Source organism: Klebsiella sp. PK01, assembly GCF_057624675.1.
Genome location: NZ_JBYEZM010000003.1, coordinates 184,234 through 205,387, shown reverse-complemented (window position 1 = coordinate 205,387; position 21,154 = coordinate 184,234). Strand labels below are relative to the sequence as shown.

At 56.2% G+C, this 21,154-nt stretch carries 15 protein-coding genes; 13 read left to right on the top strand and 2 right to left on the bottom strand.

Features of this window, described 5'->3' with window-relative positions:
• Window positions 1–83 precede the first annotated feature (83 nt).
• Window positions 84–929, bottom strand: a complete 846-nt coding sequence (gene queF, locus AC22LX_RS10600; RefSeq protein ID WP_045397610.1) for an NADPH-dependent 7-cyano-7-deazaguanine reductase QueF — start codon at window positions 927–929, stop codon at window positions 84–86.
• A 68-nt stretch (window positions 930–997) separates the two neighbouring features.
• Here queF and syd point away from each other — a divergent pair, with 68 nt between their 5' ends.
• The 8 genes from syd (at window position 998) to AC22LX_RS10560 (ending at window position 9,480) form a co-directional block, all read left to right on the top strand.
• Window positions 998–1,543, top strand: coding sequence for a SecY-interacting protein (gene syd, locus AC22LX_RS10595; RefSeq protein ID WP_045397607.1), 546 nt, complete (start codon window positions 998–1,000; stop codon window positions 1,541–1,543).
• A 631-nt stretch (window positions 1,544–2,174) separates the two neighbouring features.
• Window positions 2,175–2,504 carry a YqcC family protein gene (locus AC22LX_RS10590; RefSeq protein WP_045397605.1) on the top strand — a complete coding sequence of 110 codons (330 nt, stop codon included), beginning with the start codon at window positions 2,175–2,177 and terminating at the stop codon, window positions 2,502–2,504.
• On the top strand, window positions 2,504–3,298 hold the full coding sequence (gene truC / locus AC22LX_RS10585) for a tRNA pseudouridine(65) synthase TruC (protein WP_045397602.1): 795 nt from the start codon (window positions 2,504–2,506) through the stop codon (window positions 3,296–3,298). Before AC22LX_RS10590 ends, truC begins: the two co-directional genes overlap by 1 nt.
• A gap of 5 nt (window positions 3,299–3,303) precedes the next feature.
• Window positions 3,304–3,747, top strand: coding sequence for a flavodoxin (locus AC22LX_RS10580; protein ID WP_015369957.1), 444 nt, complete (start codon window positions 3,304–3,306; stop codon window positions 3,745–3,747).
• Window positions 3,748–4,220: 473 nt separating this feature from the next.
• Entirely contained in the window at window positions 4,221–5,573 is a 1,353-nt protein-coding gene (locus tag AC22LX_RS10575; protein ID WP_045397599.1) for an MFS transporter, read from the top strand.
• Window positions 5,574–5,575: 2 nt separating this feature from the next.
• Complete coding sequence (locus AC22LX_RS10570) at window positions 5,576–6,916, top strand: enolase C-terminal domain-like protein (RefSeq protein ID WP_045397596.1); 1,341 nt, start codon at window positions 5,576–5,578, stop codon at window positions 6,914–6,916.
• 17 nt (window positions 6,917–6,933) lie between these two features.
• Window positions 6,934–8,274 carry a glucarate dehydratase gene (gudD, locus tag AC22LX_RS10565; protein WP_045397593.1) on the top strand — a complete coding sequence of 447 codons (1,341 nt, stop codon included), beginning with the start codon at window positions 6,934–6,936 and terminating at the stop codon, window positions 8,272–8,274.
• 66 nt (window positions 8,275–8,340) lie between these two features.
• Complete coding sequence (locus AC22LX_RS10560; RefSeq protein WP_045397589.1) at window positions 8,341–9,480, top strand: glycerate kinase; 1,140 nt, start codon at window positions 8,341–8,343, stop codon at window positions 9,478–9,480.
• A gap of 442 nt (window positions 9,481–9,922) precedes the next feature.
• Here the strand turns inward: AC22LX_RS10560 and barA are convergent, their stop codons facing one another.
• The gene (barA, locus tag AC22LX_RS10555; RefSeq protein WP_063447535.1) at window positions 9,923–12,673 is read right to left on the bottom strand and encodes a two-component sensor histidine kinase BarA; all 2,751 of its coding nucleotides are present in this window, start codon (window positions 12,671–12,673) and stop codon (window positions 9,923–9,925) included.
• Window positions 12,674–12,783: 110 nt separating this feature from the next.
• On the opposite strand from barA, the gene rlmD reads away from it, so the two are divergent.
• From rlmD to eno, 5 genes are all read left to right on the top strand, one after another.
• Window positions 12,784–14,088 carry a 23S rRNA (uracil(1939)-C(5))-methyltransferase RlmD gene (gene rlmD, locus AC22LX_RS10550; RefSeq protein ID WP_045397583.1) on the top strand — a complete coding sequence of 435 codons (1,305 nt, stop codon included), beginning with the start codon at window positions 12,784–12,786 and terminating at the stop codon, window positions 14,086–14,088.
• Window positions 14,089–14,270: 182 nt separating this feature from the next.
• Window positions 14,271–16,508, top strand: coding sequence for a GTP diphosphokinase (gene relA / locus AC22LX_RS10545; protein WP_045397579.1), 2,238 nt, complete (start codon window positions 14,271–14,273; stop codon window positions 16,506–16,508).
• A 507-nt stretch (window positions 16,509–17,015) separates the two neighbouring features.
• Window positions 17,016–17,807 carry a nucleoside triphosphate pyrophosphohydrolase gene (mazG, locus tag AC22LX_RS10540; RefSeq protein ID WP_015703306.1) on the top strand — a complete coding sequence of 264 codons (792 nt, stop codon included), beginning with the start codon at window positions 17,016–17,018 and terminating at the stop codon, window positions 17,805–17,807.
• Between the two features lie 279 nt (window positions 17,808–18,086).
• On the top strand, window positions 18,087–19,724 hold the full coding sequence (gene pyrG / locus AC22LX_RS10535) for a glutamine hydrolyzing CTP synthase (protein WP_015703305.1): 1,638 nt from the start codon (window positions 18,087–18,089) through the stop codon (window positions 19,722–19,724).
• An 80-nt stretch (window positions 19,725–19,804) separates the two neighbouring features.
• Window positions 19,805–21,103 (top strand): phosphopyruvate hydratase, encoded by a 1,299-nt coding sequence (eno, locus tag AC22LX_RS10530; protein WP_015369968.1) that lies wholly within the window; start codon window positions 19,805–19,807, stop codon window positions 21,101–21,103.
• Window positions 21,104–21,154: the final 51 nt, after the last annotated feature.

Sequence of the window (21,154 nt, the reverse complement as noted above, 5' to 3'; positions counted from 1 at the left end):
TCCTGTGATTACAATAGCCCTGGCCGTAGTCTTTCCACAACCTTGCGTACGCGTTAACGCACGCAAAATGTGAAAAATTTCGCTTATTGCCGCGCCAGACGGCCGGTTGCCGGCACGAATTCACCGTTGCTGCGCCACGGATTAATATCCAGGCCGCCGCGGCGGGTGTAGCGAGCGTACACGGAAAGCGATTCCGGACGGCAGAAACGCAGCACATCATTAAAGATGCGTTCGACGCACTGTTCGTGGAACTCATTGTGATGGCGGAACGACACCAGATAGCGCAGCAGTTTTTCGCGATCGATTTTCGGCCCGCGATACTGAATCTGTACCGAGCCCCAGTCTGGCTGGTGGGTGATCAGACAATTTGATTTCAGCAGATGGCTGACCAGCGTCTCTTCGACGACTTTGCCGCTGGCCGCGTCCTGCAGGTAGTCGGCGCTGAACTGATAGTTATCAATCTCGATATCCTGATCGTCGATGCAGGCGCCGTGCAGATGAGCGATCGGTTGCCCTTCCAGCTCATCGAGGCGGTACAGCGAAACCTTGACCTCGCCCTGGGCGCAGGCGCTGAGATCGCGGGTCAGCGTGGCCTGGACTTCCTGCCAGTCGGCGAAGCGGGTCTGGTTGAAGCTGTTCAGGTACAGTTTGAAGCTTTTCGATTCCACCAGATTGACGGTGGTATCGCTCAGCTCCACGTAGCCGACGGCGACCTGCGGCAGGCCTTTGCCATTCAGCCACGACAGCTCGTACAGCGTCCAGATATCGGCGCCGTGGAATGGCAGATTATCGGCGTGCAGGCCAAGCGGGTCGCGGTTCAGGCTACGCGGCACGCCCTGCAGCAACGAAGCGTCATAGGTATCACGGTAATCCGTTGATTTACCGAGCGTCAGGCCGGTCAGCGCCTGATGATTATCGTAAGAAGACATGTTTCACCATAGTAAAGCGGGTACACTATATGCCAAGTGTATCCTGTCTAACGTGAAGAGAGAAACCGGTGGATCATCAGACCATAGAAGCGCTGCAATCATTTACCCAACGTTACTGCGATGCGTGGCAGCAGCGTTATGCCAGCCTGCCGCGTAGCGAAGACCTTTATGGCATCCCATCTCCCTGTATCAGCGCTAGTGAAGACGATGCCGTTTTCTGGCAGCCGCAGCCGTTTACGTTAGCACGCCATCTCGATGGAGTTGAACGAGCGCTGGAGATTGTGGTACAACAGCCAATTCATAGTTATTATACCACTCAGTTCGCTGGCGATATGCACGCCCGCTTTGCGGCGCAGGACCTTACTTTATTGCAGGCCTGGAGCCCGGATGACTTCCAGCGAGTGCAGGAAAACCTTATTGGTCACCTGGTGGTGCAAAAACGCCTCAAGCTATCGCCGACGCTGTTTATCGCCACGCTGGATAGCGAACTGGAGGTTATTTCGGTCTGCAATCTGAGCGGCGAAGTCATTAAAGAGACGCTCGGAACCCGAAAAAGAGAGACCCTTTCTCACTCACTTGCGAGTTTCCTGAATCAGCTTGAGCCCCTTCTGTAATCCATTTACCCTGGTTGTTTGTGAGAGATCTCTTACAAGACCTGTAAGAGATCGTCATCATTTTCAGCAATTTTAAACGTAAGGATTACATCTAACTTATTGTTATAAAATGATTTGATAATTATATGGTCTTTTAGTCTGGCCACTAATCTTAAGAGATTGTCGTAGTAAGTCTTGTAAGAAGAGGCGGAATCAGTGATCCTATGTACGTCGACAGGGAGTCGCGAAATGAAGAGAACATCAGGATGATGGCTCTTCTGCAGGACCCGCCGGGATGGCGTTGCAAGGACAGGCTTCAGGATGAAGCAAGGATAACGCAGGATTGCGTAATGGACACCTCCAGGATGGAGAACGAGAGCCGCTCAGGATGAACGGTGGATCAGGAAGATCTGGACACACTTAGGGATAAGTTATTTCACATCGGGGTGGTGTGAAAGCAGGATGCGCTAGTTTAAGGATGAACTTGGTCAGGAGACCTCAGGAAAAGTTTTCAAGGACGAGCAGGGAGCACCAATGTAGCTGGAATGCTGCAAAACGAACCGGGAGCACTGTTTATACAGTGCTCCCTTTTTTTATTTCTCTCGCGGATTTGCTATCCTGCGCCCGGTTTACAATTCATCGAGGTTTCCCCATGACCCTTCACGCTAGCGTGCGCGATCGCCTGCACGCCATTGAAGCGCTGCTGCGCGAAACAAACCACTGGCAGGAACAGGCGCCGGATAGCAGCGCTTTCGCCAGCGAACAGCCGTTTTGCCTGGACACGCTCGAACCGCTGGAATGGCTGCAGTGGGTGCTGATCCCGCGTCTGCATCAACTGATCGCCAGCGGTATGCCGCTGCCGCAGAACTTTGCCGTCGCGCCTTATTACGAGATGGCGCTGGATAAAGCTCATCCGGCGCGCGAAGCTATCGTGGCTGAACTACTGCTGCTGGATGCATTATTCGCGGACGACGACGCCTGATGCTGGAGATCATTTATCAGGACGAGTGGCTGGTGGCGGTGAATAAGCCTTCCGGCTGGCTGGTGCACCGCAGCTGGCTGGACCGCGATGAGAAAGTGGTGGTGATGCAGACCGTGCGCGATCAAATCGGCCAGCACGTCTTCACCGCTCATCGTCTGGACCGGCCGACTTCCGGCGTGCTGCTGATGGGATTATCGAGCGAGGCGGGCAGGCTGCTGGCGCAGCAGTTTGAGCAACACCAGATGCAAAAACGTTATCACGCGATCGTTCGCGGCTGGCTGACTGAAGAGGATGTGCTGGATTACCCGCTGGTGGAAGAGCTGGACAAAATCGCCGATAAGTTCGCTCGTGAGGATAAAGGCCCGCAGCCGGCGGTGACCCACTATCGCGGCCTGGCAACGGTAGAAATGCCGGTCGCCACCGGCCGTTATCCGACCACCCGCTACGGGCTGGTGGAGCTGGAGCCGAAAACCGGACGTAAACATCAGCTGCGTCGTCATTTGGCCCATCTGCGCCATCCGATCCTCGGCGACAGCAAACATGGCGATCTACGGCAAAACCGCAGCGCCGCTGAACATTTCGGCTGCAATCGTCTGATGCTGCACGCCAGCCAGCTGTCATTAACACACCCCTTTACCGGCGAGCCGCTAACGATTCGCGCGGGTCTGGATGACGTCTGGATGCGCGCGCTGTCGCAGTTTGGCTGGCGCGGGCTTCTCCCGTTAAATGAAAGGGTTGAGTTTGCCGACGACAGCGGTCAGGATGAGAGTATCGCGGATAATCCAGGGAGATAATCACTATGGCAGAAGTCGGAATTTTTGTCGGCACAATGTACGGAAACTCGCTGTTGGTCGCCGAGGAGGCGGAAGCCATTCTGAGCGGGCTGGGGCATAAAGCGACGGTATTTGAGGACCCGGAAGTGAAAGACTGGGAATCCTATACCGGCAAGTACGTGCTGGTCGTGACGTCGACCACCGGGCAGGGCGATCTGCCGGACAGTATCGTTCCGCTGTATGAAGGCATTAAAGATATGTATCAGCCGCATCTGCGCTACGGCATTATCGCGCTTGGCGATAGCACCTACGCTAATTTCTGCGGCGGCGGTAAAACCTTTGATGCGCTGCTGCAGGAACAGGGCGCGCGACGTATCGGCGAGATGCTCACCATCGACGCCAGCGAAGACCCGGAACCGGAAAGCGTTTCCAATCCTTGGGTAGAAGCGTGGGCGAAACTGCTCGACTAATCCTATTAAGAACGCCCTCTCCCTACGTAGAGGGCGCGCTTAAGCTGCCAGTGGCCGGATAAACGGTCAGGCTTATCTTAACGTTCTCCATTCCTCCCGGCTTCGGGCATGTGCCTGATAACCATGCCATCGCTATGGCTTTTTTCTTTGCGTTTCCCCGGCGTCAAGAGAGGCGATTCACACTCTGAAGGTTATATTGCCCATCTTCCTCTAAGCAGGCGAGGGTTTTCCATTTCCGTGAACTACTCCCCACAACCTTAGGCATGCGCCACAAACTAACGCAGTTCCGCCCGCTAAAGCTGTGTATATGCACGGTGAGCCCGTCGAGGCCTCTTTTTATACTTTTCCTGCCAGTGACAAAAGCAGTACGCCAGATATAACGAAAAAAAACACTAACACGTCATTCTGATTACCCTACAGGTTGTGCTGTTCAGAATGAACGTAGCTAAACGCTATGATTCAGGAGTACAACAATGAGTTCATTAAGTCAGGCTGCGAGCGCCGCTGAAAAGCGCACCAATGCTCGCTATTGGATAGTGGTGATGCTGTTTATCGTCACATCCTTTAACTATGGCGACCGTGCGACGCTGTCGATCGCCGGTTCTGAAATGGCCAGGGATATCGGCCTCGATCCTGTTGGCATGGGTTACGTTTTCTCCGCGTTTTCATGGGCCTATGTGATCGGACAGATCCCCGGTGGCTGGCTGCTTGACCGCTTTGGTTCTAAACGCGTCTATTTCTGGTCCATCTTTATCTGGTCCGTGTTTACCCTGCTGCAGGGCTTCGTGGATATCTTTAGCGGTTTTGGCATTATCATCGCGCTGTTTACCCTGCGCTTCCTCGTCGGCCTTGCCGAATCGCCCTCGTTCCCGGGCAATAGCCGTATTGTGGCCGCCTGGTTCCCGGCGCAGGAGAGAGGGACGGCGGTATCGATTTTTAACTCCGCGCAGTATTTTGCTACCGTTATTTTCGCGCCGATTATGGGGTGGTTGACCCATGAAGTGGGCTGGTCGCACGTATTCTTCTTTATGGGCGGACTGGGTATTGTCATCAGCTTCGTGTGGCTGAAAGTGATCCACGATCCGAATAACCATCCAGGCGTGAACCAGAAAGAACTGGACTACATCGCCGAAGGCGGCGCGTTGATCAACATGGATCAAAAGAGCAGTGCGCAGAAGGTGCCTTTTAGCGTAAAAATGGGCCAAATCAAGCAGCTGATTGGCTCGCGAATGATGGTCGGGATCTATATCGGTCAGTACTGCATCAACGCCTTAACCTACTTCTTTATCACCTGGTTCCCGGTTTATCTGGTGCAGGCGCGCGGCATGTCGATCCTTAAAGCGGGCTTTGTCGCCTCTATTCCGGCGGTGTGCGGCTTTGTCGGCGGGGTGTTGGGCGGGATTATTTCCGACTGGTTGATGCGCCGTACCGGCTCGCTGAATATTGCGCGCAAAACGCCGATCGTGCTGGGCATGCTGTTGTCCATGACCATGCTGATGTGTAATTACGTGAATGTGGAATGGATGATCATCGGCTTTATGGCGATGGCCTTCTTTGGTAAAGGCATCGGCGCGCTGGGCTGGGCGGTAATGGCGGACACCGCGCCGAAAGAGATTAGCGGACTGTCCGGCGGTCTGTTCAACATGTTCGGCAATATTTCCGGCATCGTAACCCCTATCGCTATCGGCTATATCGTCGGCACCACCGGCTCTTTCAACGGCGCGCTGATTTACGTCGGTATCCATGCGCTGGTGGCGGTTCTCAGCTACCTGGTGCTGGTGGGCGATATCAAACGTATCGAACTTAAACCGGTTGCGGGGCGTTAATCATGAATACCCAATCCAGCCCAATTGTTACCGAAATGAAGGTGATTCCGGTCGCCGGGCGCGACAGCATGCTGATGAATATCGGCGGCGCGCATAACGCCTGGTTTACCCGCAACATCGTGGTGTTAACCGATAACGCCGGGCATACCGGCGTCGGCGAAGCGCCCGGCGGCGAAGTCATCTATCAGACGCTGGTGGAGGCGATTCCGCAGGTAGTTGGGCAGGAAGTCGCTCGCCTCAACCGCGTGGTGCAGCAGGTACATAAAGGCAACCAGGCGGCGGATTTTGACACCTTCGGCAAAGGCGCATGGACCTTCGAATTGAAAGTCAATGCGGTGGCGGCGCTGGAAGCCGCGCTGCTCGACCTGCTTGGCAAGGTGTTGAATGTCCCGGTCTGCGAACTGCTTGGGCCCGGCAAACAGCGTGATGCGGTGACCGTGCTGGGCTACCTGTTCTATATCGGCGACCGCGAAAAAACCGATCTCGGATACCTTGCGCAGACGCCAGGCAACCACGAATGGTATCGCCTGCGTCATCAGCAGGCGTTGAATAGCGACGCGGTGGTGCGACTGGCGGAGGCGGCTCAGGATCGCTACGGCTTTAAAGACTTTAAGTTAAAAGGCGGCGTATTACCTGGCGAGCAGGAGATCGACACCGCTCGCGCGCTGAAAAAACGCTTCCCTGACGCGCGCATTACCGTCGATCCGAACGGCGCCTGGCTGTTGGATGAAGCTATTATGCTGTGCAAAGGGCTGCAGGATGTCCTGACCTATGCCGAAGATCCGTGCGGCGCGGAACAGGGCTTTTCCGGCCGGGAAGTGATGGCCGAGTTCCGTCGCGCAACCGGGTTACCGGTGGCGACCAACATGATAGCCACTAACTGGCGCGAGATGGGGCATGCGGTGATGCTCAACGCCGTCGATATTCCGCTGGCTGACCCGCACTTCTGGACGCTCTCTGGCGCGGTGCGGGTGGCGCAGCTGTGCGATGACTGGGGGCTGACCTGGGGCTGCCACTCGAACAACCATTTTGATATCTCGCTGGCGATGTTTACCCACGTCGGCGCCGCGGCGCCGGGCAAGCCGACCGCTATCGATACCCATTGGATTTGGCAGGAGGGCGATTCGCGCCTGACGCAAAATCCGCTGCAAATTATCAACGGCAAAATCGCCGTGCCAGACGCGCCGGGACTCGGCGTGGAGCTGGACTGGGAACAGGTGCATAAAGCTCATGAGGCCTATAAGGCGCTGCCTGGCGGCGCGCGTAATGATGCGGGCCCGATGCAGTACCTGATTCCCGGTTGGACATTCGACCGTAAACGCCCCGTTTTCGGCCGTCATTAATTAAAAAGGATTACGTCATGACTACATCATCTTCAACGCCAATTGTGACCGCTATGCAGGTTATCCCGGTCGCCGGGCATGACAGCATGCTGATGAACCTGAGCGGCGCGCACGCGCCGTACTTCACCCGTAATATCGTTATCATCAAAGATAACTCCGGGCATACCGGCGTCGGCGAAATTCCCGGCGGCGAAAAGATCCGCCAGACGCTGGAAGACGCCGCGCCGCTGGTAGTGGGGAAAACGCTGGGCGAGTACAAAAATGTGCTGAATGCCGTGCGTAACCAGTTTGCCGACCGCGATGCCGGCGGCCGCGGCCTGCAAACCTTCGATCTGCGCACCACTATTCACGTGGTGACCGGGATTGAAGCGGCGCTGCTGGATCTGCTGGGCCAGCATCTGGGCGTGAACGTTGCTTCTCTGCTTGGCGACGGCCAACAGCGGAGCGAAGTCGAAATGCTGGGATATCTGTTCTTCGTCGGCAACCGCCACGCGACGCCGCTGGCTTATCAAAGCCAACCGGATGAGCAGTGCGACTGGTACCGTATTCGTCATGAAGAGGCGATGACGCCAGAGGCGGTAGTTCGCCTGGCGGAGGCCGCTTACGAAAAATATGGCTTCAATGACTTTAAACTGAAGGGCGGGGTACTGGCCGGTTTTGAAGAAGCCGAAGCTATTAGCGCGCTGGCGAAGCGTTTCCCTGGCGCGCGCGTGACCCTCGACCCGAACGGCGCCTGGCTGCTGGATGAAGCCATCCAGATAGGCAAGCAACTGAAAGGCGTACTGGCCTATGCGGAAGACCCATGCGGCGCTGAGCAAGGTTTCTCCGGCCGCGAAGTGATGGCCGAATTCCGTCGGGCGACCGGGCTGCCGACCGCAACCAACATGATTGCCACCGACTGGCGGCAGATGGGCCATACGCTGTCGTTACAATCGGTGGATATTCCGCTGGCTGACCCGCACTTCTGGACCATGCAGGGATCGGTGCGCGTGGCGCAAATGTGTCATGAATTTGGCCTGACCTGGGGTTCGCACTCTAATAACCACTTCGATGTGTCGTTGGCGATGTTTACCCATGTGGCCGCGGCGGCGCCGGGTAAAATTACCGCTATCGATACCCACTGGATCTGGCAGGAGGGCAACCAGCGTTTGACCAAACAGCCGTTTGAAATCAAAGGCGGTATGGTGCAGGTGCCGACGACGCCAGGTTTGGGGGTTGAGCTGGATATGGACCGCGTGATGCAGGCTAATGAGCTATATAAGAAACATGGCCTGGGCGCTCGTGATGACGCCATGGCGATGCAATATTTAATCCCGAACTGGACCTTTGATAACAAACGTCCTTGCATGGTTCGCTAAGATAACGCCGACCCTGTTGGGGTCGGCAACTGCCGGTCGCCGGGGTTATTCATATTAAGGACACTTATGAAGATAGTGATCGCGCCGGATTCTTACAAAGAGAGCCTGAGTGCGCTGGATGTCGCTACCGCGATAGAAACGGGGTTCCGCGAGATTTATCCCCATGCGGAGTACGTTAAAGTCCCGGTTGCCGACGGCGGAGAGGGTACCGTTGAGGCGATGGTGGCCGCGACGCAGGGACATATCGTACAGGTCAGCGTTACCGGGCCGTTAGGCGAACCGGTCGAAGCCTTTTACGGTCTGTCCGGCGATATGCGCTGCGCCTATATTGAAATGGCGGCAGCCAGCGGACTGGAAAGCGTGCCGCCGACGCGACGTAATCCGCTACTGACCACCTCCTGGGGAACCGGCGAGCTGATTCGTTACGCGTTAGATGCGGGAGTCTCGCAGATTATTATTGGGATCGGCGGCAGCGCGACCAATGACGGCGGCGCCGGCATGGCGCAGGCGTTGGGGGCGAAATTGTTGACCGCGGAGCAACAGCAAATTGCGCCGGGCGGCGGCGCGCTGGAGACGCTGGCGCGAATCGATCTCAGCGAGCTGGATCCAAGATTGGCGGATTGCCGGATTGATGTCGCCTGCGACGTCACCAACCCGTTAACCGGCCCGCAGGGGGCAAGCGCGGTGTTCGGCCCGCAAAAAGGGGCGACGACGGCGATGATTGAACGTCTTGATCGCGGCCTGCAACACTTTGCGCAGATTATCGACCGCGATTTGGATATCGACGTGCTGAGCCTGGAAGGGGGCGGCGCGGCGGGCGGTATGGGGGCGGCGTTGTATGCGTTTTGCGGCGCCAAATTGCGACCGGGGATCGAGATAGTGACCGATGCGCTGCGGCTGGCGGATTTAGTGGCTGATGCTGATTTGGTGATTACCGGTGAAGGGCGCATCGACAGCCAGACCATTCACGGTAAGGTACCGGTGGGGGTGGCGAAAGTCGCGAAACGCTTCAACGTGCCGGTGATTGGGATTGCCGGCAGCCTGACCGCCGATGTTGGCGTCGTGCATCAGCATGGTTTGGATGCGGTCTTTAGCGTGCTGTATACCGTCTGTACCCTGGACGAAGCGCTGGCGAACGCCGCCGCCAACGTGAGGATGACGGCGCGTAACGTGGCCGCGGTATTGCAGATGGGCGGTAAGCGGTAACCCGGGCAGCGCAGTGGGATTTGTAGCCCGGACAAGGCGCGTAACACCGCGATCCGGGAACCGTCCCCGGTGGCGCTTACGCTTACCGGGGCTACCAACCGAGTACCGGATCGTAACACCGCGATCCGGGAACCGTCCCCGGTGGCGCTTACGCTTACCGGGGCTACCACCGAATACCGGACCGTAACACCGCGATCCGGGAACCGTCCCCGGTGGCGCTTACGCTTACCGGGGCTACCACCGAATACCGGACCGTAACACCGCGATCCGGGAACCGCCCCCGGTGGCGCTTATGCTTACCGGGGTTACCACCGAATACCGGATCGTAACACCGCGATCCGGGAACCGTCCCCGGTGGCGCTTACGCTTACCGGGGCTACCAACCGAGTACCGGATCGTAGGGCGTAGCCCGGATAAGGCGCGTAGCGCCGCTATCCGGGGTTTACACTCCCATCTTGCACGCTTCGCGGGCGACGTTATCCATCTCGTCTAGCAGTTCCAGCAGTTCCGGCTCCAGTTCTTCCGGCGCGGTACCGGCGCGCAACTGGCTTTCAAGGGTATGGCACAGTTTTTTCAGCCGCGGTACGCCGCTATAGCTGCAGCTACCGTGCAGCTTGTGGATTAAATCCAGCAATCCTTCCGGCGTCTCGCCAACCAGCTGCTCTTCAACTTTATTGCGCACCTCCGGCATAAAGGCGAGCAACATTTGCAGCATCTCCCGCGCGAGGTCTGGCTTCATGGCTGCCTGACGCAGCGCCAGCTGCCAGTTGAGCGTGACGTTATGGTCGATAACCGGCTCAACCGGTTCGGCGATTTGCGGCGTGACGACGTGCATGCCGGGCTGATAACGCAACAGCAGGGTGTTGAGTTTATCTTCTTCAATTGGCTTCGCCAGATAATCGTTCATCCCGGCAGCCAGCAGTTTCTCGCGCTGACCCTCAAGGGCGTGAGCGGTCACGGCGATCACCGGTGTCTGCTGCTGATGAGGGAGTTGGCGGATCAATTCACAGGCGCGAATACCGTCCATATCCGGCATCTGAATATCCATCAGAATGAGATCCAACTGCGATTGTTTTGCCTGCTCTACGGCATCCTGGCCGCTATCGCACAGAATGACATGCTGCACCAGATCGTCCAGCAATGCGCCGATAAGCTTGAGGTTGGCCGGGTTATCGTCTACCGCCATCACCGTCATCGCCAGTTTATCGCTATCGATATAGGGCTGCGGCACCGGCGGCTGCGCGCGGCAAGAGGCCATCAGCACCGGGAAAAGCCGCGTGGAGGTCAACGGTTTGAGCAGGCAGGCGGCGACGCCGTTTCTTTTCAGCTCTTCGGCGCTGACCTGCGCGTGACAAGGCAACCCCAGTACCAGGGTATCGGATAGCGAGCAGGCGCGGACCAGCTTCTCCCGCTGATTGCTGAGATCGCGCATCGACACCGGAATACCGGCCAGTAAAATATCGTAGTGGGCATCCGGCAGCGCTGACAGCGTCGGGCTGTAGACCACCTCCAATGGCGTGGTTGCCAGCAGTTCCATCGTGCTTTGCGCAGCGGTGGCATTGGCTTCAATGTAGGCCAGCTTCTTGCCCGCCAGGCAATGGGTATCGAAACCGTCCGTAACGGCGTTCGGGTTCAGGTCAAGGCTGATATGGAACCAGAAGGTGGAGCCACGGTTCGGTTGACTATGGAATGAGATATCACCGCCCATCTCTTTGACCAGGCGCTGGGTGATGACCAGACCCAGGCCGGTGCCGCCGTGGCGGCGCGAGATACTGGCGTCGGCCTGGCGGAATGCCTGGAACAGCCGTGACTGATCGCGCTCCGGAATACCGATGCCGGTATCGTGGATCTGTACTTCAATTTGCACGCGGGAATTGCTCATCGCCCGCTGTTCCACCAGCACATCAATGTTGCCGTGCTCGGTGAATTTAATGGCGTTACCCACCAGGTTGGTGATGACCTGCTGCAGACGTAGCGGATCGCCAATCACATTATCCGGGACATCGCTTTTAATGTTGAGGGTGAGTTCGAGCCCTTTATCGTGCGCCGAATGGGCCAGCAGGGTCACCACTTCATCCAGGGTATTGCGCAGCAGGAAAGGAATGCTTTCCAGTATCAGCTTGCCCGCTTCCAGCTTGGAGAAATCCAGCACGTCATTAATGATGGCCAACAGATTGTTGGCAGAACGCTCAATGGTGGTGAGGTGGTCGCGCTGAGTGGCGTTCAGATCGGTTTTTAGCGTCAGGCGGGTAAAGCCAATCACGCCGTTAAGCGGGGTTCGTAGCTCATGCGACATATTGGCCAGGAACTCGGATTTGATGCGCGCGGCCTCCTGGGCGCGCTTTTTCGCCAGATCCAGCTCGACGTTCTGAATCTCCATCTGCTCCAGCGTTTCGCGCAGATCCGAGGTGGCCTGATCGACATTGTGCTGCATCTCCTCGTGGTATGCCGCAAGCGACATCGCCATCGAGTTAATGCCGTTTTTCAGCATATCCAGCTCGCCGAGCATAAAACCTTCAACGCGGCTATCCAACTGGCCGCGACGGATGCGGTCAACGGTGTTGACCATATTGCGAATCGGCCCGGTCACGTCGCGCATTAATCGCCAGCCGAAAATCAGCGCAATGCCGATACAAAACAGCATCATGACGCTTGAGATAAATATCTCTTTGTACTGCTGTAAGCGAACGGATTTGAGGTCGAGCTCCAGCGCCACATAGCCAAGCATGTTGCCCGGCATTTTAGCATCGCTTTCCGGCGACTCATCGGGCAGATAGCTTTCTGACACAATAGGCGTGCGCAGCACCATAATATCGCCGTGGCGGGTGACGCTTAGACGGCGAGGGAAGGGGGCGCCGCGCGGGAGCTGTATTTCTCGCGGATCGAGCTGGAAGTTAGAGGTAACGAAAAGCCGGTTTTTTGCATCATAGATTGAAATGGCGCGCACGATATCGGAATGGCGGCGGTGAAGCACGCTGATAAGTTGGCCGATCGCCTCGCGATTTTGCAAATTCATGCCGTATTCACTGGATACCGCCAGCGGTTCGATAATACTGGCGCCGGCATCCTCCAACTGCCTCTGCAGATCGTTATAGCGGTGGGCGACGAAGAAAATACTGAGCAGCAAACCAATCAAAACGGTCGGCGCCAGAATAAGAATCATCATGCGAGCACGTAGGCTGTAGTTGGTCATGCGGTTCCATTATGGGAGAATATACATATCAACCTTCAGACGGCTTCTGAATCGATAGCCCGAATGATTTCATGTATAGAGTCAGTATATTTTTGAGATAATCCTCTACAATGGCGCAATTCTACTCTGCAAAACGGCGTGTGACGACGCGCCAGATCATAACCGTGACGGTAAATGACCTTGATCCCTTTGGCCAGGGCGTAGCCCGTCATCAGGGTAAGGCGCTGTTTGTCCCCGGCCTGTTGCCGCAAGAGCAGGCGGAAGTCGTGCTGGTAGAGGATAAAAAACAGTATGCCCGCGCTCAGGTTAAACGCCGCCTCAACGACAGCCCACAGCGCGTTGCGCCGCGCTGTGCGCATTTCGGCGTCTGCGGCGGATGCCAGCAGCAGCATGCTAGCATTGAACTACAGCAGCAAAGCAAGCGCGCCGCGCTCTCCCGCCTGATGAAACGTGACGTTGACGACATTATAGCCGCTGAACCTTGGGGCTATCGTCGTCGGGCGCGTTTGAGCTTGAATTATCAGCCGAAGACCCAACAACTGCAGATGGGTTTTCGTAAGGCCAACTCCAGCGAAATCATCGATGTGGTGCAGTGCCCTGTTTTGGCGCCCCAACTTGAGGCGTTGTTGCCCGCGGTGCGCGAGTGTTTAACCAGCCTGCAGTCACAGCGTCATCTTGGTCACGTTGAATTGGTGCAGGCGGACAACGGCCCGCTGATGGTTTTACGCCATACCGCCGCGCTGACGGCGGCGGATAAAGAAAAACTGGAACGTTTTTCGCAAACTCACGGTCTATCCCTGTACCTCGCGCCGCAAAGCGAGATACTTGAACATATTCGCGGCGATGAGCCATGGTACACGTCAGACGGACTACGCTTAGTGTTCAGTCCGCGCGATTTTATCCAGGTCAACGATGGCGTAAACCAGAAGATGGTAGGTACGGCGCTGGCCTGGTTAGATATTCAGCCGCAGGACCGCGTTCTGGATCTGTTTTGCGGTATGGGTAATTTCACCCTGCCGCTGGCCAAAGCGGCGGCGAGCGTGGTGGGCGTCGAAGGCGTGCCCGCGCTGGTGGCAAAGGGGCGGGAAAATGCCGCTCTCAATGGGTTGCAAAACGTGACTTTCTTTCATGAAAACCTGGAGGAAGATGTCACCCGGCAAGTCTGGGCGAAGCACGGCTTTGATAAAATTCTACTCGATCCGGCTAGGGCCGGGGCGCCGGGCGTGATGGCGCATATTATCAAGCTGGCTCCGCGGCGAGTGGTCTATGTTTCATGTAACCCGGCGACGCTGGCGCGCGATAGCGAGGCGTTGCTTCAGGCGGGATATCGCATTCAACGTCTGGCGATGCTGGACATGTTCCCGCACACCGGGCACCTGGAATCGATAGTATTGTTTGAGCGCGAGCTTACATAAAATTGTTCAGCCCGCATCGAGGCGACAGTGAAGATGCCTGGTGGCGGTGTGGACTGAAGGATGAAGTAGATACCCTCAATAACTCGAGTTGCAGGAAAGCTAACGCACCTGCAACTTGAAGAATGACGGGTATAAATATGGCTTGCTGACTTCGGTAGGCTGAGTCCCTTAAGGAGAGGACAATGGTTGCGGTAAGAAGTGCACATCTAAATAAAGCTGGTGAGTTTGACCCGAAGAAATGGATCGCGAGTCTGGGGATTTCCAGCCAGCAGTCGTGTGAGCGCTTAGCCGAGACCTGGGATTATTGTCGCGCAACAACGCAGGGGCACCCGCAGGCAGATCTCCTGTTATGGCGCGGCGTGGAGATGGTTGAAATTCTCTCCATGCTGAATATGGATATCGATACCTTGCGGGCCGCTTTGCTGTTTCCGCTGGCGGACGGCAACGTCGTCAGCGAAGAAGTCCTGCAAGAGAGCGTCGGCAAATCCGTCGTTACCCTGATTCACGGCGTGCGTGATATGGCGGCGATTCGCCAGCTCAAAGCCACGCACACCGATACCGTCTCCTCAGAACAGGTCGACAATATTCGCCGCATGCTGTTGGCGATGGTCGATGATTTCCGCTGCGTGGTTATCAAGCTTGCGGAACGTATCGCTCACCTGCGCGAGGTAAAAGATGAACCCGAAGATGAGCGCGTACTGGCCGCAAAAGAATGTACCAATATCTATGCGCCGCTGGCGAACCGCTTAGGGATCGGTCAACTGAAGTGGGAGCTGGAAGACTACTGCTTCCGTTATCTGCATCCAGCCGAATACAAGCGTATTGCCAAACTGCTGCACGAACGCCGTATCGATCGCGAGCATTACATCGATGAGTTCGTCGGCCATCTGCGCTCAGAAATGAAAACCGAAGGCGTGAAGGCTGAGGTGTACGGGCGTCCGAAGCATATCTATAGCATCTGGCGCAAAATGCAGAAGAAGCATCTCGCTTTTGATGAGCTGTTTGACGTGCGCGCGGTTCGTATCGTCGCCGAACGTTTACAGGATTGCTACGCGGCGCTGGGGATCGTGCATACCCACTATCGTCATCTGCCTGACGAATTTGATGATTACGTCGCTAACCCGAAACCGAACGGCTACCAGTCTATTCATACCGTAGTGCTTGGGCCGGGCGGGAAAACGGTCGAGATCCAAATTCGCACCAAACAGATGCATGAAGACGCCGAGCTCGGCGTGGCGGCGCACTGGAAGTATAAAGAGGGCGCCAGCGCCGGGGCGAGCGGCGGCCGCGGCCATGAAGACCGTATCGCCTGGCTGCGTAAGCTGATCGCCTGGCAGGAAGAGATGGCCGACTCCGGCGAAATGCTCGATGAAGTGCGCAGCCAGGTCTTCGACGACCGGGTCTACGTGTTTACGCCGAAGGGCGACGTGGTTGACCTGCCGGCGGGCTCCACTCCGCTCGACTTTGCCTACCATATCCATAGCGATGTCGGGCACCGCTGCATCGGCGCGAAAATTGGCGGGCGCATTGTGCCGTTCACCTATCAGCTGCAGATGGGCGATCAGATTGAGATAATTACTCAGAAGCAGCCCAACCCAAGCCGCGACTGGCTGAACCCGAACCTCGGCTACGTGACCACCAGCCGCGGGCGCTCCAAAATTCACGCCTGGTTCCGTAAACAGGATCGCGACAAGAACATTCTCGCCGGGCGGCAGATCCTTGACGATGAGCTTGAGCATCTGGGGATCAGCCTGAAGGATGCCGAGAAACATCTGCTGCCGCGCTACAACTTTAATGAACTGGATGAACTGCTGGCGGCCATCGGCGGCGGCGATATTCGCCTTAACCAGATGGTCAACTTCCTACAGGCTCAGTTCAACAAACCGAGCGCTGCGGAACAGGATGCCGCCGCGCTGAAGCAGCTGCAGCAGAAAACCTATACCCCGCAGAACCGCAGTAAAGACAATGGCCGGGTGGTGGTTGAGGGCGTCGGCAACCTGATGCATCACATCGCCCGCTGCTGCCAGCCGATTCCCGGTGACGAAATCGTCGGCTTCATCACCCAGGGGCGCGGGATCTCGGTGCACCGCGCCGACTGCGATCAGCTGGCTGAGCTGCAGTCTCACGCGCCGGAACGCATCGTTGATGCGGTATGGGGCGAGAGCTATTCGGCGGGATATTCGCTGGTGGTGCGCGTGGTTGCCAACGACCGCAGCGGCCTGCTGCGCGACATTACCACTATTCTTGCCAACGAGAAGGTGAACGTGTTGGGCGTGGCCAGCCGCAGCGATACTAAACAGCAGCTGGCGACCATCGATATGACCATTGAAATCTACAACCTGCAGGTGTTGGGCCGGGTGCTCGGCAAGCTGAACCAGGTGCCGGATGTGATCGACGCGCGTCGTCTGCACGGCGGTTAATTTCGCCGCGCCGGATGGCGGCATAAATGCCTTATCCGGCCTACGGTCCGCGGCTTTGTCTTAAAAGCGCCCGGGCGACAGCCGCTGCACGGCGCTTAATTTCGCCGCGCCGGATGGCGGCATAAATGCCTTATCCGGCCTACGGTCCGCGGCTTTGTCTTAAAAGCGCCCGAGTGACAACCGCCGCACGGCGGTTAATTTCGCCGCGCCGGATGGCGGCATAAATGCCTTATTCGGCCTACGGTCCGCGGCTTTGTCTTAAAAGTGCCCGGACGACAACCGCTGCACGGCGCTTAATTTCGTCGCGCCGGATGGCGGCATAAATGCCTTATCCGGCCTACGGTCCGCGGCTTTGTCTTAAAAGCGCCCGCGCGACAATCGCTACACGGCGGTTAATTCGTCTGTAGGCCGGATAAGGCGAAGCCGCCATCCGGCAATTTCGTAACGTCGGATAAGGTATCAATGCCTTATCCGGCCGACTATTTTTTAAATTTCCAGGATTGTCACATGACTCAAATTGACCGCCTGCTCGGCATCATGCGCCGCCTGCGCGACCCGGAAAACGGCTGCCCGTGGGATAAAGAACAGACCTTTGCCACTATCGCCCCTTACACCCTTGAAGAGACCTATGAAGTGCTGGACGCCATTGCGCGCGAAGATTTTGACGATCTGCGCGGCGAGCTTGGCGACCTGCTATTCCAGGTGGTGTTCTATGCGCAGATGGCGCAAGAAGAGGGGCGTTTTGATTTCAACGATATCTGCGCCGCCATCAGCGACAAACTGGAACGTCGCCATCCGCATATTTTTGGCGATGCTTCAGCCGGGAACAGTGCGGAAGTGCTGGCGCGCTGGGAGCAGATCAAGAGCGCGGAGCGAGCGGAAAAGGCGCAACACTCGGCGCTGGATGATATTCCGCATAGCCTGCCGGCGCTGATGCGCGCGCATAAAATTCAGCGTCGCTGCTCGGCGGTGGGCTTCGACTGGACCTCGCTTGGGCCGGTGCTCGATAAGGTGCATGAAGAGATAGATGAAGTCATGCATGAAGCGCAGCAGGCGGTGGTTGATGAAGCTAAACTGGAAGAGGAAGTGGGCGATCTGCTGTTCGCCACGGTGAATTTATCCCGCCATTTAGGAGTCAAAGCCGAGGTCGCGTTGCAGAAAGCGAACCTCAAATTTGAGCGCCGCTTCCGCGAAGTTGAGCGTATTGTTGCCGCCAGAGGTCTGGAAATGACCGGCGTTGACCTCGAAACCATGGAAGAAGTGTGGCAGGAAGTAAAACGCCAGGAAACTGATCTCTAACGAGTTTTCGTGATCAAGCGCTATTTGTGTGATTTTATAAATAACAAGCGCTTGATTTACGTCAAAAACATTTCGCCAAAAGCGGCTATTTTCTCATTCCGTTATGTTGTTGAAACACCATGTAGCCTGCCTCTTCGAGTTGTTCGAGTCGCAACGCAGGTGCGGCTGGTAGAAAGAAGAGGAGGGGAGAATGAAAGTTTGTGGCGTCACGCATGTTCGGGTATACTACTTTCCCGTCCTGGTTATTCCATCGTTTTACCCTAACTTCTCAGGTTCAGCATGACAACGAACTATATTTTTGTGACCGGCGGGGTCGTATCCTCTCTGGGTAAAGGCATTGCCGCAGCTTCCCTGGCAGCCATTCTTGAAGCCCGTGGGCTCAATGTAACTATCATGAAACTGGATCCGTACATCAACGTCGATCCGGGCACCATGAGCCCAATCCAGCACGGGGAAGTGTTCGTTACTGAAGACGGCGCTGAAACCGATCTGGACCTGGGCCACTACGAGCGTTTCATCCGCACCAAGATGACTCGCCGCAACAACTTCACCACTGGTCGTATCTACTCCGACGTTCTGCGTAAAGAGCGCCGTGGCGACTATCTGGGCGCAACCGTACAGGTTATCCCGCACATCACCAACGCCATCAAAGAGCGTGTATTGGCTGGCGGCGAAGGCCATGACGTGGTGCTGGTTGAAATCGGCGGTACCGTAGGCGATATCGAATCCCTGCCGTTCCTCGAAGCTATTCGCCAGATGGCGGTAGAAATCGGCCGTGAGCATACCCTGTTCATGCACTTGACCCTGGTGCCATACATGGCGGCGGCGGGTGAAGTCAAAACTAAACCGACTCAGCACTCTGTGAAAGAGTTGCTCTCCATCGGTATCCAGCCTGATATTCTGATTTGCCGCTCCGATCGCGCGGTTCCGGCCAACGAGCGTGCAAAAATTGCATTGTTCTGTAACGTCCCGGAAAAGGCTGTGATTTCTCTGAAAGACGTCGATTCCATTTATAAAATTCCAGGCCTGTTGAAATCTCAGGGGCTGGACGATTATATTTGTAAACGATTCAGCTTAACTTGTCCGGAAGCAAACCTGGCCGAATGGGAACAGGTAATCTATGAAGAAGCTAATCCGGCAGGCGAAGTCACCATTGGTATGGTCGGTAAGTACATTGAACTGCCGGATGCCTACAAATCGGTGATTGAAGCGCTGAAACACGGTGGTCTGAAAAACCGCGTGACCGTCAACATCAAGCTTATCGATTCGCAGGATGTTGAAACGCGCGGCGTCGAAATCCTCAAAGATTTGGACGCGATCCTCATCCCGGGCGGCTTCGGCTACCGCGGCGTTGAAGGCAAGATCGCCACCGCGCGCTATGCGCGTGAGAACAATATTCCATATCTGGGCATCTGCCTGGGTATGCAGGTTGCGCTGATTGAGTTCGCGCGCAACGTAGCGGGCATGGAAAACGCCAACTCTACGGAATTTGTGCCAGACTGTAAGTACCCGGTGGTGGCGCTGATTACCGAATGGCGTGACGAAGAAGGCAACGTTGAGGTTCGTTCCGAGAAGAGCGACCTCGGCGGCACCATGCGCCTTGGCGCGCAGCAGTGCCAGCTGGGTGATGATTCTCTGGTTCGTCAGCTATACGGCGAGCCGACAATCACCGAGCGCCATCGTCACCGCTACGAAGTCAACAACATGTTGTTGAAACCGATTGAAGCTGCCGGCCTGCGCGTTGCGGGCCGTTCCGGGGATGATCAGTTGGTCGAGATCATCGAAGTGCCGAACCATCCGTGGTTTGTGGCCTGCCAGTTCCACCCGGAGTTTACTTCGACGCCGCGTGACGGCCACCCGCTGTTTGCCGGCTTTGTGAAAGCCGCGAGCGAGTACCAGAAACGTCAGGCGAAGTAAAAGAGTTAGAACGGCAATGCACCCAATTGGGTGCATTGTTTGTCTGGAGTTTTAGTTTAACTTGTACTGAGGAAAACCTAATGTCCAAAATCGTTAAAGTCATCGGTCGTGAAATCATCGACTCCCGTGGTAACCCGACTGTTGAAGCCGAAGTACACCTGGAAGGTGGTTTCGTCGGTATGGCAGCTGCTCCGTCAGGTGCTTCTACTGGTTCCCGCGAAGCGCTGGAACTGCGCGATGGCGACAAATCCCGTTTCCTGGGTAAAGGCGTAACCAAAGCTGTTGCTGCGGTAAACGGCCCGATCGCTCAGGCAGTCCTGGGTAAAGATGCTAAAGATCAAGCTGGCATCGATAAGATCATGATCGACCTGGACGGTACTGAAAACAAATCCAACTTCGGTGCGAACGCAATCCTGGCGGTATCCCTGGCGAACGCCAAAGCAGCAGCTGCTTCTAAAGGCCAGCCGCTGTTCGAACACATTGCTGAACTGAACGGCACTCCGGGCAAATACTCTATGCCGGTTCCGATGATGAACATCATCAACGGCGGTGAGCACGCTGACAACAACGTCGACATCCAGGAATTCATGATTCAGCCGGTTGGCGCGCCGACTCTGAAAGAAGCCGTACGTATGGGTTCTGAAGTGTTCCATCACCTGGCGAAAGTTCTGAAATCCAAAGGCATGAACACTGCAGTTGGTGACGAAGGCGGCTACGCGCCGAACCTGGGTTCCAACGCTGAAGCGCTGGCTGTTATCGCTGAAGCGGTTAAAGCAGCAGGCTACGAACTGGGCAAAGACATCACTCTGGCGATGGACTGCGCAGCTTCTGAATTCTACAAAGACGGTAAATACGTTCTGGCTGGCGAAGGCAACAAAGCGTTCACCTCTGAAGAATTCACCCACTTCCTGGAAGAACTGACCAAACAGTACCCGATCGTGTCCATCGAAGATGGCCTGGACGAGTCTGACTGGGACGGTTTCGCATACCAGACCAAAGTACTGGGCGACAAAATCCAGCTGGTTGGTGACGATCTGTTCGTAACCAACACCAAGATCCTGAAAGAAGGCATCGAGAAAGGCATCGCTAACTCCATCCTGATCAAATTCAACCAGATCGGTTCTCTGACCGAAACTCTGGCTGCAATCAAGATGGCGAAAGACGCTGGCTACACCGCTGTCATCTCTCACCGTTCTGGCGAAACTGAAGACGCTACCATCGCTGACCTGGCTGTTGGTACCGCTGCAGGCCAGATCAAAACTGGTTCTATGAGCCGTTCTGACCGCGTTGCTAAATACAACCAGCTGATTCGTATCGAAGAAGCGCTGGGTGAAAAAGCGCCGTACAACGGTCGTAAAGAGATCAAAGGCCAGGCGTAATCCTGACTTTTTGTGAAATAAAAATGCCAGTCTGCGGACTGGCATTTTTTT